The 14,226-nt window shown below is 70.0% G+C and carries 9 protein-coding genes, 1 tRNA gene and 1 pseudogene; 2 read left to right on the top strand and 9 right to left on the bottom strand.

Features of this window, described 5'->3' with window-relative positions; genetic code table 11:
• Window positions 1–140: 140 nt before the first annotated feature.
• Window positions 141–269, bottom strand: a complete 129-nt coding sequence (locus DI272_RS22910) for a DLW-39 family protein (RefSeq protein ID WP_003999697.1) — start codon at window positions 267–269, stop codon at window positions 141–143.
• A 338-nt stretch (window positions 270–607) separates the two neighbouring features.
• Here DI272_RS22910 and DI272_RS22905 point away from each other — a divergent pair, with 338 nt between their 5' ends.
• Together DI272_RS22905 and DI272_RS22900 are read left to right on the top strand one after the other, a co-directional pair.
• Window positions 608–997 (top strand): DUF6344 domain-containing protein, encoded by a 390-nt coding sequence (locus tag DI272_RS22905; RefSeq protein WP_109497161.1) that lies wholly within the window; start codon window positions 608–610, stop codon window positions 995–997.
• A 489-nt stretch (window positions 998–1,486) separates the two neighbouring features.
• Complete coding sequence (locus DI272_RS22900) at window positions 1,487–5,584, top strand: hypothetical protein (protein WP_258314634.1); 4,098 nt, start codon at window positions 1,487–1,489, stop codon at window positions 5,582–5,584.
• 151 nt (window positions 5,585–5,735) lie between these two features.
• On the opposite strand, the gene DI272_RS22895 is transcribed toward DI272_RS22900, so the two are convergent.
• The 8 genes and pseudogenes from DI272_RS22895 to DI272_RS45450 form a co-directional block, all read right to left on the bottom strand.
• Window positions 5,736–6,125, bottom strand: coding sequence for a DUF3592 domain-containing protein (locus tag DI272_RS22895; RefSeq protein WP_109497160.1), 390 nt, complete (start codon window positions 6,123–6,125; stop codon window positions 5,736–5,738).
• A 70-nt stretch (window positions 6,126–6,195) separates the two neighbouring features.
• Window positions 6,196–6,269, bottom strand: a tRNA-Ile gene (locus DI272_RS22890).
• 88 nt (window positions 6,270–6,357) lie between these two features.
• On the bottom strand, window positions 6,358–7,179 hold the full coding sequence (locus tag DI272_RS22885; protein ID WP_109497159.1) for a DUF3566 domain-containing protein: 822 nt from the start codon (window positions 7,177–7,179) through the stop codon (window positions 6,358–6,360).
• A gap of 17 nt (window positions 7,180–7,196) precedes the next feature.
• Window positions 7,197–9,791 carry a DNA gyrase subunit A gene (gene gyrA / locus DI272_RS22880; RefSeq protein WP_109497158.1) on the bottom strand — a complete coding sequence of 865 codons (2,595 nt, stop codon included), beginning with the start codon at window positions 9,789–9,791 and terminating at the stop codon, window positions 7,197–7,199.
• 42 nt (window positions 9,792–9,833) lie between these two features.
• Window positions 9,834–11,873: a DNA topoisomerase (ATP-hydrolyzing) subunit B gene (gene gyrB / locus DI272_RS22875; protein WP_181387285.1), complete on the bottom strand. Its 2,040-nt coding sequence runs from the start codon at window positions 11,871–11,873 to the stop codon at window positions 9,834–9,836.
• A gap of 425 nt (window positions 11,874–12,298) precedes the next feature.
• The gene (locus DI272_RS22870) at window positions 12,299–12,835 is read right to left on the bottom strand and encodes a DUF721 domain-containing protein (RefSeq protein WP_109497156.1); all 537 of its coding nucleotides are present in this window, start codon (window positions 12,833–12,835) and stop codon (window positions 12,299–12,301) included.
• A complete protein-coding gene (gene recF, locus DI272_RS22865; protein WP_109497155.1) occupies window positions 12,832–13,953 on the bottom strand; it encodes a DNA replication/repair protein RecF in 1,122 nt (373 codons plus the stop codon). Before recF ends, DI272_RS22870 begins: the two co-directional genes overlap by 4 nt.
• Before the next feature lie 53 nt (window positions 13,954–14,006).
• Window positions 14,007–14,226 (bottom strand): annotated as a pseudogene (locus DI272_RS45450) (6-phosphogluconate dehydrogenase); the annotation flags it as partial.

The raw sequence follows: 14,226 nt of genomic DNA, 5'->3' as shown, positions 1-14,226 counted from the left end.
ACCCCTCCTCGTCCCGGACCGTGGCCCATCCTGCCCGGCCGGGGCGCGCCTCACCCCCGTATTCCGAACGCAAAACCCCGACCGCAACGGCGGCCGGGGTCTGTCAGAAACCGGGTGTCAGTGCTACCGGGTGTCAGTGCTCACGAACCCGTGGGCACGGAGTCAGTCGCCTCCGTCCACAGATCCTGCTCGGCGCGATCCGCCTGGATCTGGCGGTACACGAGGAGCCCGCCGATGGCGGCCAGTGCGACCAGGAGAAGCTTCTTCACCGCGCGACCTCGTCTTTCCTTGACGTAGGGGACCTCTGGCGCCCGACTATACACACCGACCGATACCGATCGGTGACCTGCGTCAGCCCCTCAACTTCCGCTCTCCACAGCGCAGTAGAAGTGGATGACGCCGCTCCGATCGGAGGGTGATCAGACCTCCACACACGGTGACTTTGACCTCACTGCTCCCCTCTCCTCCGGTTTTCGGGCTCCTTGCACCCATCCGAGTGGTGTTCATCTGAAGATCGACGCGCCGTGGGCGTCGGTCCGTGATTTCGCGAGCCGCATACACATCATGAGGAAAGTACGCAAATCGCCCAACCTGAATGCGAGGGGTCATGAACCAGAACAAGGTCATGAAGCTGTGGACCGTCATCGTCACCGCCTTCCTGGCGCTGTGCACGACGCTCGGACTCGTCACCACGACCGCCGCGGCGGCCGCACCGCAGACCGACACGGCCCGCAACGGCACCGCGCCGATGGCGACGCCTGATCTTGTCCCCTGGCCCCTCTCCTGCTCCTGGTCGCCGGCCCACGTCAGGTCCCTGCCCCCGACGATGAAGCAGCGCATCCGCGCCGAGGCACACGGCAAGACCCCGAGCTGCCGCCACCGCTCCCCGGCGGACACGGAATCGACCGACGAGGCGATGGACAGGTCAACCGACCAGGCGATGAACGGGTCAACCGACCGGACGACCGCCGCCACCCCTGCGACCGCCGCCCCCTAGCCGGCCCCGCTCTCCGGCCCTCACCCGCCGGCACCACCCGACGTAACGGCGAACTTGCGTACCGCCCGATACAAGGACAAAGGACAAGGAAGAAGCCGTACGACGCTGACCACGACGTACGACACCAGGTGCCCACGCGCTCATGCGCCCACGCACCTACGCGCCTCGCGCCCACGCGCCCCATCGTCCGGCACCGGTCCCTCCCCTCGTGGGGACCGGTGCCGAACTGTGGGGCGGCGTCGGCCTGCGCCTCGGCGGCGCGGCCGGGCAATGGCCGGGCAATGGCCGGAACATGGCAGTCCGGATGCGGCCGTGATTACTCCGGCGGAAGCTCAGACGACACACAGTCAACTGTGCTGTCGTGGCCCGATCCTGCCCCCTGATGCCGTCGCCGGGGAGGTTCCGGACCTGGGGAATCGACTTTTCCGCAGGTCAGCGCTATAGAGTGAGTTTTCCGGTCCGGATGCCCAGTGGCGAGGAAAGTAAGGGGTGGAGGCCTTGAGTTCCGACTCAGGGGCACGCACGGCCTTCGCCGAACGCCTCGCCCTGCTGTACAGAGAGGCCGGAAATCCGCCCCTCAAGAGCGTGTCCGAGGCGGTCGGCCGACTGCAACGGGTCGACGAGCGCGGGCGGCCCGTACAGGTCTCCGCGCAGCGCATCAGCGACTGGCGCCGGGCCAGGAACGTGCCCGCGCAGTTCGCGGCGCTCGCGGCCGTCCTGCACATCCTGATACCCCAGGCCCGCCGCGCCCAGCCCACTCCGGTCTCCACCGGCCTCTACGACCTCACCCACTGGCAGCGCCTGTGGGAGCAGGCGGTGACCGGTGCCGCCGCTGCCACTGCCCCCGCCACCCAGGAGCGCCCCCCGGCCGAGGCAGCGCCCCCGCTCGCGGCCGGCGTCTGCCCCTATCGTGGCCTGGCCTCGTACCGTCGCGAGGACGCCCGCTGGTTCTTCGGCCGCGAACGCAGCACCGACGCCCTCCTCGCCCACCTCCTCGGCGCGGAGCGGTCCGGGGGACTGGTCATGCTCGTGGGCGCCTCGGGAGCGGGGAAGTCCTCCCTGCTCAACGCCGGTCTGGGGCCCGCGCTGACCGACCAGGGCCGGGACGTAGTCCAGCTCGTGCCGGGGGCGGAGCCGCTCGCGGAGCTGACACGTCGTATACCCGAGCTCGCCACGGCCCCGCACCCCGAGGAGACCGGCTTCGCCCGGTCAGTACGGGACCAGGCGCGGGCGTGGGCCACCAAGGGAGCCAGTCCCAGCGGAGCCGGTCCCAGCGGGGTCGGCCCCAGCGGAGCCAGTCCCAGCGGAAACAGCCCTGACGGTGACAGCCGCAGCAGAAACAGCCCCGGCGGAGACAGCCCCAGCGGAAACCGCCCCGAGGGAGACAGCCCCGCCCGCCCGGTCCTGATCGTCGATCAGTTCGAAGAGACGTTCACCCTCTGCGCCGACGAGAAGGACCGGCGTACCTTCGTCCAGCTGCTGCACACCCTGTCCGCGCCCGGCGACGGCCCGGACGATCCGGCCCCGGTGCTGGTCGTCCTCGGTGTCCGGGCCGACTTCTACGAGCAGTGCCTCGACCACCCCGAACTCGCCGACGCGCTCCAGCACCGTCACATGGTGCTCGGCCCGCTGACCAGCGCGGAGCTGCGCGAGGCCGTGACCGCCCCGGCGAAGGCCGTCGGGCTGGAGCTGGAGCCGGGCCTGGCGGAGCTGATCGTGCGCGAGGTGAGCGCCGACGGGCCGCGCGGGGCCCACGACGCCGGGGTGCTGCCGCTGCTGTCCCACGCCCTGCTCGCGACCTGGCAGCGCCGCAAGTCGGGCCGGCTGACGCTGGCCGGCTACCGCGCCGCGGGCGGTATCCAGGGCGCGGTGGCGGCGACCGCCGAGCGGGCCTGGTCCGGCCTGGACCCGGCCGCCCGTACCGCCGCACGACTGCTCCTGCTGCGGCTGGTCCGGCTCGGCGAGGACACCCAGGCCACCCGCAGGCGCGGGACGCGGCGGCAGCTGGCGGCGGAGTCGGCGGACCCCGACAAGACCGAGGAGTCCCTGGAGGCGCTGGTACGGGCCCGGCTGGTGACCTTGGACGCGGAGACGGTGGAGATCACCCACGAGGCGCTCCTGCACGCCTGGCCGCGGCTGCGCGACTGGATCGACGAGGACCGGGGCGGCAATCTGCTGCGCCAGCGCCTGGAGGAGGACGGCAGGTCCTGGGAGGACTCCGACCGCGACTCCGCGCTGCTGTACCGCGGCTCGCGTCTCGAACAGGCCCGCACCTGGGCGAAGTCGGCCGGCGACACCCTCCTGACCCGCAGCGCGACGGAGTTCCTGGCGGCTTCGGTACGGCTGCGCCGGCGCACGGTGTGGATCAGCCGGGCCGCGATCTCCGCGCTGCTCGCGCTGACCCTGGTCGCCGTCTGCGCCGCGGTGATCGCGTGGAAGCAGCGGGACGACGCCGTCTTCGAGCAGGTGGTCGCCGAGTCGGACCGCTTCCAGGACACCGATCCCTCGCTGTCCGCCCAGCTCGCCCTGGTGGCGCACCGGCTGCGCGGGGGCGACGAGGGCGCGCGCAGCCGCCTGCTGTCGACGGCCAACGCCCCGCTGGCCACCCCGCTGCTGGGCCACACGGGCGCCGTCTACCTGACCTCGTTCAGCCCCGACGGCCGCATCCTCGCCACCGCCGGTTACGACCGCACGGTCCGCCTGTGGGACGTCTCCGACCCCGCCCGCCCCAAGCCGCTCGGCAGGCCGCTGACCGGTCACACGAGCTGGGTCAGCGGCGCGGTCTTCAGCCCGGACGGCCGCACGCTCGCCAGCGCCTCGGACGACGGAACGATCCGCCTGTGGGACGTACGGCAGCCGAGCCGCCCGCGTCTCCTCGGTGCGCCCCTGACCGGCCACGACGGCACGATCTACCTCGTCGCGTTCAGTCCGGACGGTCGCACCCTGGCCTCCGCCGGCGACGACCGCACCGTACGGCTGTGGAACGTGACCGACCCCGCGCACCCGGCGGCGCTCGGCAAGCCGCTCACCGGCTCCACCGCCGCCGTGCGGTCCGTCGCGTTCAGTCCCGACGGACGGACCCTGGCGGCCGGGGGCGACGACGACACGATCCGCCTGTGGGACACGGCCGAACCGCGCGAACCGAAGCCGCTGGGGGGCCCGTTGACCGGGCACACCGGGCTCATCCACTCCGTGGCGTTCAGTCCGGACGGCCGTACCCTCGCCAGCGGCAGCACGGACGACACCGTACGGCTGTGGAACGTGGCCGATCCACGCCGACCCGAGCCGCTGGGCACCCCGCTGACCGGGCACACCGGCCCCGTCTGGTCGGTGGCGTTCAGCCCCGACGGCACGCGCCTGGCCGCCGCGAGCGCCGACAGCACGGCCAGCCTGTGGAACGTCGCCGACCCCGCCTACCCGTCGCAGATAGGGGAGCCGTTGGCGGGCGCGAGCGGGGAGATGTACGCCCTCGGCTTCAGCCCCGACGGCCGTACGCTCGCCACCGGCAACGGCGACAACAAGGTCCGCCTGTGGTCGGTCCCCACCTCGGACATGACCGGCAGGATCGGTGCGTTCCGCCCCGACGGCCGCGTCCTCGCCACCGCGGCCCGCGACGAACGCGTCCGTCTGTGGAACGTCACCGACCCCGACCGCCCCAAGCCCCTGGGCACCCCCTTCCGACCGGGTGAGGGCGACATCCACGCGCTGGCGTACGCCCCCGGCGGCCGCGTCCTGGCGGTCCTGACGGGCAGTCACGCGGTGCAGCTGTGGAACGTCGCCGATCCCCGCCGTCCGGTCCCCTACGGCCGCCCCGTCCCCCTCCGGACGCGTTTCCCGGGTCCCGAGGCGCTGGCGTTCAGCCCGGACGGCCGGCTGCTGGCGACGGCCCACGACGACCGCACGATCCAGCTGTGGAACGTCACCGACCCCACGCACCTCACCCGGCTGGGCGCCCCGCTGTCCGGCCACAAGGGGTACGTCAACTCCCTGGTGTTCGGCCCGGACAGCCGCACCCTGGCCAGCGGCGGCGCCGACGACACCGTACGGCTGTGGGACGTCACCGACCCCGGTCACGCGACCCCGCTCGGCAAGCCGCTCACCGGCCATTCCGGCCCCATCGACACCCTCGCCTACAGCCCGGACGGCCACACCCTGGCCAGCGCCGGTGACGACGACACGGTCCGCCTGTGGGACGTCACCGACCCCGGCGACGCGGCACAGGCCGGCCCCGTTCTCACCGGCCACACCGAGGCGATCGTGTCCCTGACCTTCAGCCGGGACGGCGACACCCTGGCCAGCGGCGGCAACGACAACACGGTCCGCGCCTGGGACGTCACCGACCCGGCGCTGGCGACGCCCATCGGGCAGGCGATGACCCCCAACGGCAGGACGGGCAGCTTCCTGTCCTTCAGCCCGCGCGCCGATCTGCTGGGCATCTCCAGTGGCGTCGACACCGTACGGCTGTGGAATCTCGACGTCGACGCGGCGGTCCACCGCGTCTGCTCGGCCACGCACGGCGTCCTGACGCCCGGCAAATGGCACGAGTACCTGCCCCGGCTCGCCTATGAACCCCCGTGCGAGGACTGACCGGGATCACGTGATCCCGGTCACAACACCTCACCGGTCCCGAGCAGCCGCCTCCCCCAGCACCTTCCCCGTTGTTAGCCTTGGCCATAGCCCGGTCGCTGGTGCATCCCCCGTCGCCAGCGACCGGGCCTTTCCGTGCACCGGACGCGCCTCACAGATGCGCGAGGCCGAGCAGCACCAGGAAGAGCAGGGCAATTCCTCCGACGAACCACGGCACTCGGCCTCGCCCCCGCTGCTCCACGACCTCGGCGTACTCGGGGGTTTTCGCGTCGTAGATGATGTCCAGCCGCTGCCCCACCCCGATGGGCGGGAACTGGTACGGCATGCTGTTGCGGTGGTACTGCCTGCCGTCCACCTCATACATCAGACGGAGCGTGACCAGGCCCTTGGCGTCCCGGGCGGTGTTGGTGCACAGCGCGCTGACGGTCACGCCCCGGCGGGCCAGATTTTGGTGGCGCCAGATGAACAGGGCCGCGCCCGCGGCAAGAGGGATCCCGAAAACCAGGATGCTCCCCGTGTAATCCCGCAGCCCGTCCAGCATGTCCCCTCCTGGCTCTCGACGATGGGTGCCAAAAGACCCCCGGTCCTGTGGACCGGGGGTCTTCGTGCTGTGGGGCTAACAGGATTTGAACCTGTGGCCTCATCCTTATCAGGGATGCGCTCTAACCAACTGAGCTATAGCCCCGCCGCGCTCTGCGGTGTGTGTCCCGCGCGCTGACTCCTGAAGATTAGCGCACGACCGGGGCAGTCCCAAAATCGATAGTCGGGGCCGCTCACTCGTCCTCGGCGAGCGTCAGCTCGACGCCGCCGACGAAGCCGGCGGAGAGGTTGTAGATGAACGCGCCGAGGGTCGCGAGGGCCGTCGCGAGGACGACGTCGATGACCGCGATGATCGTCGTGAACAGCAGGACGTTCGGCAGGGAGAGGAACGCCTGGAGGTCGAAGCCGTTGGACTCGTTCGAGCCGGTCGCCTCCGAGATGGTGCCGCCGACCGTCGAGAAGACGCCCATCGCGTCCATGACCATCCACAGGACGGCAGCCGCGACGATCGTGCAGATGCCGAGCGCGATGGAGAGCAGGAAGCTGACCTTCATCACCGACCAGGGGTCGGCCTTGGCCACCCGCAGCCGCGCCTTGCGGGTGCGCGGTGTCGTCCGCGCGCCGGTGCGCGGCCGGCGTACGGCGCCCGTGGGAGCCGCCTGCGCCTGGTAGGCCTGCGGCGGGTGGTAGGGCCCCGCGGCCTGCTGCGGCTGGCGTTCCCCCGGCAGCGGCGACGGCGCCTGCTGGGCCGACGGCTGCGGCTGTGCGCCCGGAGCAGCCGGGCCCGCGCCGGCCGCGTACTGCTGGGTCTGCGGGCCTCGGGTGTCCGTCACAGTTCCCCCCTGTGATCCAGGTGCGTCGGGTGCGGGAGAGTCCTTCGCGGGCGACTTGATCGCCTTCAGCTGGGTCGTGTGCGAATCTGTCGCCCGCCCGTCCGTGGTGCGCGCGTCGGTCGTCCGCGCGGCGTTCGTACGCGCGGCGGAGCCACGACCGCCGTCGTCCGTGTCCGTACCGGAAGAGGTACTGGACGGTCCGGCGCCCGTGGCTCCGCTCACGTGACTCACTCCTCGTGCTACTCGGCCGAGGGCGCCTCACCCTCGTCCGTGCCGGTGGTCGCGGCATCCTCGGCGGTCTCGTCGACGGCGTCCTCGCCGTCGACCTCCTCCGCCTCGCGCCCCGCCTCGGCGTTACGTGCGATGCCGACGACGGCATCGCGCTTGCCCAGGTTGATCAGTTGGACGCCCATGGTGTCACGGCCCGTCTCCCTGACCTCGTTGACTCGCGTACGAATCACACCGCCGCCCAGGGTGATGGCGAGGATCTCGTCGGTCTCCTCGACCACCAGCGCGCCGACGAGAGAACCCCGGTCCTCCACGATCTTGGCGGCCTTGATGCCGAGGCCGCCGCGACCCTGGACGCGGTACTCGTCGACGGCGGTCCGCTTCGCGTACCCACCGTCGGTGGCAGTGAACACGAACGTACCGGGTCGAACAACATTCATCGAGAGCAGCTGGTCTCCCTCACGGAAACTCATGCCCTTCACGCCCGAGGTGGCACGGCCCATGGGACGGAGTGCTTCGTCCGTCGCCGTGAACCTGATCGACTGCGCCTTCTTGCTGATCAGAAGCAGATCGTCATCGGCCGAAACAAGCTCGGCTCCGATCAGCTCGTCGTCCGAACCGTCCTCCGTCTCCCGGAGGTTGATGGCGATGACGCCTCCGGAACGCGGCGAATCGTAATCCTTCAGAGGCGTCTTCTTCACCAGACCGCCCTTGGTGGCCAGGATCAGGTACGGCGCCACCTCGTAGTTGCGGATGGCGAGGATCTCCGCGATCGCCTCGTCCGGCTGGAAGGCCAGCAGGTTCGCGACGTGCTGTCCACGCGCGTCACGCCCGGCGTCGGGCAGCTCGTACGCCTTCGCCCGGTAGACGCGGCCCTTGTTGGTGAAGAACAGCAGCCAGTGGTGGGTCGTGGAGACGAAGAAGTGGTCGACGATGTCGTCTTCCTTCAGCTTCGTGCCGCGAACTCCCTTGCCACCGCGCTTCTGCGCCCGGTAGTCGTCCGTCTTGGTGCGCTTGACGTAACCGCCGCGCGTGACGGTGACGACGATGTCCTCCTCGGCGATGAGGTCCTCGATGGACATGTCGCCGTCGTAGGGGACCAGCATCGTCTTGCGGTCGTCGCCGTACTTCTCGACGATCGCGGCAAGTTCCTCGCTGACGATGCCGCGCTGGCGGACCGGCGAGGCCAGGATCGCGTTGTACTCGGCGATCTTCGCCTGGAGTTCGTCGTGCTCCTGGATGATCTTCTGGCGCTCCAGGGCGGCCAGTCGGCGCAGCTGCATCTCGAGGATGGCGTTGGCCTGGATCTCGTCGATCTCCAGGAGCTCCATCAGGCCCGTGCGCGCGACGTCGACGGTCTCACTGCGCCGGATCAGCGCGATGACCTCGTCGATGGCGTCCAGGGCCTTGAGCAGACCGCGCAGGATGTGCGCCCGCTCCTCGGCCTTGCGCAGCCGGAACTTCGTCCGGCGGACGATGACCTCGATCTGGTGCGTCACCCAGTGTCGGATGAACGCGTCCAGGGACAACGTGCGCGGGACCCCGTCGACCAGGGCCAGCATGTTGGCGCTGAAATTCGACTGCAGGTCGGTGTGCTTGTACAGGTTGTTCAGGACGACCTTGGCGACCGCGTCCCGCTTCAGGACGATGACGAGCCGCTGGCCCGTGCGGGAGCTGGACTCGTCGCGGACGTCCGCGATGCCGCCGATCTTGCCGTCCTTCACCAGGTCGGCGATCTTCTGCGCGAGGTTGTCGGGGTTGGTCTGGTACGGCAGCTCCGTGACCACCAGGCACTGGCGGTTCTGGATCTCCTCGACCTCGACGACCGCCCGCATGGTGATCGAGCCGCGGCCCGTGCGGTACGCCTCCTCGATGCCCTTGCGGCCCACGACCAGCGCGCCGGTCGGGAAGTCGGGGCCCTTGATGCGCTCCATGAGCGCGTCCAGGAGCTCCTCGTGGGAGGCCTCCGGGTTCTCCAGGTACCACTGGGCGCCGGCCGCGACCTCGCGCAGGTTGTGCGGCGGGATGTTGGTCGCCATGCCGACCGCGATACCCGCCGAGCCGTTGATCAGCAGGTTCGGGAAGCGGGCCGGCAGGACGGTCGGCTCCTGGGAGCGGCCGTCGTAGTTGTCCGTGAAGTCGACGGTCTCCTCGTCGATGTCACGGACCATCTCCATCGACAGCGGCGCCATCTTGCACTCGGTGTAGCGCATGGCGGCCGCCGGGTCGTTGCCCGGGGAGCCGAAGTTGCCGTTGGAGTCGACGAGCGGCATGCGCATCGACCACGGCTGGGCGAGGCGGACCAGGGCGTCGTAGATGGAGGAGTCGCCGTGCGGGTGGTAGTTGCCCATGACGTCGCCGACCACGCGCGCGCACTTGTAGAAGCCGCGCTCGGGGCGGTAGCCGCCGTCGTACATCGCGTACAGGACGCGGCGGTGGACGGGCTTGAGACCGTCCCGGACGTCCGGCAGCGCGCGGGCCACGATGACGGACATCGCGTAGTCGAGGTACGAGCGCTGCATCTCGGTCTCGAGCCCGACGGGCTCGATCCGCATGACGACGTCGCCGCCCTCTTCCGGGGTGACAGGAGTGTTCTCGTCGGCCATTGCTGGTGAAGATCCTTCCTGGTGCGGTCAGCTGAGACCGACTCAGATGTCGAGGAAGCGGACGTCCTTGGCGTTGCGCTGGATGAACGCGCGGCGGGCCTCGACGTCCTCGCCCATCAGGACCGAGAACAGGTCGTCGGCCTGGGCGGCGTCGTCGAGGGTGACCTGGCCGAGGACGCGGTGCTCGACGTCCATGGTGGTCACGCGCAGCTCCTCGGCGTTCATCTCGCCGAGACCCTTGAAGCGCTGGATCGAGTCCTCGCGCACCCGCTTGCCGCGCTGGCGGCCCATCTCGATCAGCGCGTCGCGCTCACGGTCCGAGTACGCGTACTCGATGTCGTCCCGGCCCCACTTGATCTTGTACAGCGGGGGACGGGAGAGGTAGACGTGCCCGGCCTCGACCAGCGGCCGCATGAAGCGGAACAGGAACGTCAGCAGCAGGGTGGAGATGTGCTGGCCGTCGACGTCGGCGTCCGCCATCAGGATGATCTTGTGATAGCGGAGCTTCTCGATGTCGAAGTCCTCGTGCACACCCGTGCCGAAGGCCGAGATCAGCGCCTGGATCTCCTGGTTCTGCAGGATCTTGTCGATCCGCGCCTTCTCGACGTTGAGGATCTTGCCTCGGATCGGGAGGATCGCCTGGTACTGCGGGTTGCGGCCGGACTTGGCCGAGCCGCCGGCGGAGTCACCCTCGACGATGAAGATCTCGCACTTGGTGGGGTCGTTGGACTGGCAGTCGCTCAGCTTGCCCGGCAACGACGCCGACTCCAGCAGACCCTTGCGACGCGTCAGGTCGCGCGCCTTACGGGCCGCCACGCGCGCGGTGGCCGCCTGGATGCCCTTGCGGATGATGTCCGCGGCCTCCACCGGGTTGCGGTCCAGCCAGTCGTTGAGGTGCTCGTAGACGGCCTTCTGCACGAAGGTCTTCGCCTCCGTGTTGCCCAGCTTGGTCTTCGTCTGGCCCTCGAACTGCGGCTCGCTCAGCTTCACCGAGATGATCGCCGTCAGACCCTCGCGGATGTCGTCACCCGTGAGGTTGTCGTCCTTCTCGCGCAGCAGCTTCTTGTCGCGCGCGTACTTGTTGATGAGGGAGGTCAGCGCCGCACGGAAGCCCTCCTCGTGCGTACCGCCCTCGTGGGTGTGGATGATGTTGGCGAAGGAGTACACGCCCTCGCTGTAGCCGCTGTTCCACTGCATCGCGACCTCGAGGGACAGGCTCTTGTCCTTGTCCTCCGCCTCCAGGTCGATGACCGTGGGGTGCACCAGGTCTCCCTTGCGGGAGTTCAGGTACTTCACGAAGTCGACGATGCCGCCCTCGTAGTGGTACGTGACGTGCTTGACCTCGGCCTTCTCGTCCGCACCGGCCTCGTCCGCACCGGACGTCGCCTTCGCCGACTCGCGCTCGTCAGTGAGTTTGATCGTCAAACCCTTGTTGAGGAACGCCATCTCCTGGAAACGCCGCGAGAGCGTCTCGAAGGAGTACTCCGTGGTCTCGAAGATGTCGCCGTCGGCCCAGAAGGTGACCGAGGTGCCGGTCTCGTCGGTGGCCTCGTGCTTCGCGAGCGCCGCGGTCGGGACGCCCATCTTGTAGTCCTGCGTCCAGCGGTGGCCGTCGGTCCTCACCTCGACGGCGACCTTCGACGACAGGGCGTTCACGACGGACACACCCACGCCGTGCAGACCACCGGAGACGGCGTAACCGCCACCGCCGAACTTGCCGCCCGCGTGCAGCACGGTCAGCACGACCTCGACGGCGGGCTTGCCCTCGGACGGGACGATGCCCACCGGGATGCCTCGGCCGTTGTCGACGACCCGGACGCCGCCGTCGGCGAGGATCGTCACGTCGATCGTGTCCGCGTACCCGGCCAGCGCCTCGTCGACGGAGTTGTCGACCACCTCGTACACGAGGTGGTGCAGGCCGCGCTCGCCGGTCGAGCCGATGTACATACCGGGTCGCTTGCGGACCGCGTCCAGACCCTCGAGGACGGTGATGGCGCTGGCGTCGTACGAGGCGGTGACCTCGCCGTTCACGCCGGCGTCGGTGGACGGGATGTTCTCGTTGGGGTTGCCGGAATCGGCCACGAAGCGCCCTTTCTGGCACAGCACGAGCCAAGCTCGTCGGCGGGTTGCCGGAGCGGCTGCGGCATGTTGCGTTGGTAAGCCTTGATCAGCGTTGCTCAGCTTGTCCCGGCGGTCCCCACGAATGGGGCGGGATTGGCTTCCAGTCTACCGGTAGCGCCGACAGTGATGGGGGTTTGCCGGTACCTGAGTCCTCATGTGCCGCCCGAAATACCGCTCCGCCGGGTCCCCATATACGGAGCGGGGCTCCAAGAGGCTCACGGAGGCACTCAGCGCTTCCGGCTGTCAACCCTTGGCTACTTGGGAGTCAGGTCGCGATTCGCAACCGCGTGCGGGTGTACGACACGACGGCCGCCGAAGGTCCCGAAGGACCGCCGACGGCCGTCGATGTGATGTCTGTCACCCACAGGTTTGCGGGCTCGTCCGTGTCATCCGTAGGTGTCACCGGGGCCGGTGCTGCCCGGGGCACGCAGGGGACCGTAGCGCCGGGCGGGGCCACCAGGCCCCTGCACCTTGATCACCCGCACCGCACCGTGCCCCAGGTCCTCGTTGAGCCGCGCCACCAGCGTCGGCGCCAGCAGCCGCAGATTGGTCGCCCACGCGGTCGAGTCACAGCGCACCACGAGCACCCGCTCGTCCTCGTCGTAGCGCTCCGGCACACAGTGCTTGGCCACGTCCTCGCCGACGATCTCCGGCCAGCGCCCCATGACCCCGCCGACCGCCGCCGGCGCCTCCCAGCCCCGGTCACTGATCAGCCGGTTGATCGCCGCACCCAGCGCCATCGGGTCGCGCCCGTCGGCGCGCGCGCCGGAGCGCAGGCCGCCCCGCCGCGCCTGCTTCTTCTGCTGCGCCGCGTCCCCACGCGCGCGTGCCTGCTCCTTGGCCGCGCGCAGCGCCACGCGCGCGAGGTCGATGCCGGAGGGCTCGGGCGTCTTCTTCGGAGCGGGCTCCTGAGGGCCGCTCATACGCGCTCCACCACCCCACCGGAGACCGCGTACCGCGCCCCGACCAGCAGATGCGGTACGTCGTCGTCGACCGCCGCCGTCACCAGCACCTGCTCCCCGGGCGCCACCAGCTCCGCCAGCCGCTCCCGACGCCGGGTGTCCAGCTCGGCGAACACGTCGTCGAGGATCAGCACCGGCTCGTTGCCCTCCGCACGCAGCAGGTCGTACGAGGCGAGCCGCAGCGCCAGCGCATACGACCAGGACTCGCCGTGCGAGGCGTATCCCTTGGCCGGCAGCTGACCGAGTTTGAGAAGCACATCGTCTCGATGGGGCCCCACGAGGGTGACGCCCCGCTCGATCTCCTGCTTACGGGCCTCCGCGAGCGCCGCCATGAGCTGCTCGTGGAGATCCTCGCGCGTGTGGGCCTCGCCGGGCGCCGACGGCTTGTACTCCAGGGCGATCGGGCCGCCGCCCGGCGCCAGCTGCTCGTACGCCTTGTCGGCCAGCGGCTGGAGTGCGGCGATCAGGTCGAGCCGCTGGGCGAGCAGCTCGGCGCCCACGCGCGCGAGGTGCTGGTCCCACACGTCGAGCGTGGACAGGTCCATGGAACGGCCGCCGTGCCGGCGCGCGAGCGCCGCCGACTTCAGCAGGGTGTTGCGCTGCTTGAGGACCCGCTCGTAGTCGGAGCGCACGCCCGCCATGCGCGGGGACCGGGCGGTGATCAGCTCGTCGAGGAAGCGGCGCCGCTCCCCGGGGTCGCCCTTCACCAGGGCGAGGTCCTCGGGGGCGAAGAGGACGGTCCTGAGGATGCCGAGCACATCACGCGGCCTGACCTGCGACGACCTGTTGATGCGGGCACGGTTCGCCTTGCCCGGGTTCAGCTCCAGCTCGACCAGCTGCTGCCGGTCGCCCTGCCTGACCTGCGCCCGGATCACCGCACGGTCGGCCCCCATGCGGACCAGGGGCGCGTCGGAGGAGACACGGTGGCTGCCGAGGGTGGCGAGATAGCCGACCGCCTCGACCAGGTTCGTCTTGCCCTGCCCGTTGGGGCCGACGAAGGCGGTGACGCCCGGGTCGAGCGGAACTTCGACCCGGGCGTACGAGCGGAAGTCGGCCAGCGACAAATGCGTGACGTGCATGGTCGGGCGCCGACCTCCCCCAGCTTGTGGGCTGTTGTGAACAACCCTGTGGATTACTTCTTCTCGACCGCGTGGCCGCCGAACTGGTTGCGCAGCGCCGCGATCATCTTCATCTGCGGCGAGTCGTCCTGCCGGGACGCGAACCGCGCGAACAGGGACGCGGTGATCGCCGGCAGCGGCACCGCGTTGTCGATGGCGGCCTCCACGGTCCAGCGGCCCTCGCCGGAGTCCTGTGCGTAGCCGCGCAGCTTGTCCAGGTGCTCGTCCTCGTCG

Origin of the sequence: Streptomyces sp. Act143 (assembly GCF_003143935.1) — a bacterium.
Lineage (GTDB): Bacteria > Actinomycetota > Actinomycetes > Streptomycetales > Streptomycetaceae > Streptomyces.
The sequence above is the reverse complement of the archived record's forward strand: the minus strand, read 5'-3'. Positions and strand labels throughout refer to the sequence as shown.